Origin of the sequence: Clostridium pacaense, assembly GCF_020709765.2 — a bacterium.
Taxonomy (GTDB): Bacteria; Bacillota; Clostridia; order Lachnospirales; family Lachnospiraceae; genus Enterocloster; species Enterocloster hominis.
On the sequence record NZ_JAJFEB020000120.1, the window covers coordinates 1 to 271 of the forward strand.

General features: G+C 55.7%; 1 protein-coding gene. It reads left to right on the plus strand.

Annotation, left to right across the window (positions count from 1 at the left end; all coding sequences use genetic code 11):
• Nucleotides 1–41: 41 nt before the first annotated feature.
• Nucleotides 42–271 (plus strand): histidine kinase dimerization/phospho-acceptor domain-containing protein (locus LK536_RS58745; protein ID WP_506092328.1); only part of this gene is annotated, 230 nt, incomplete at its 3' end.

Sequence of the window (271 nt, forward strand, 5' to 3'; positions counted from 1 at the left end):
GCAGGTGCGGATGATGAACCACAGTAAACGGGAAATCCCCTTTGCATGAACTGAGGGCGCCCCTGGCCGTCATACGTTCCAGCCTGTCCGCTGCCCGGTCAATGCCGCAGAACCGGGAGCAGTTTATGGATAATATCGATAAGGAATGCTGCCGTATGTCCTATCTGGTGGTCGATATGCTGCTTCTGGCATCCGCGGACGCGGGACCCTGGGTCATACGCATTACGCCCCTGGACATGGATACCCTTCTCATCGATATGTACGAACGGTT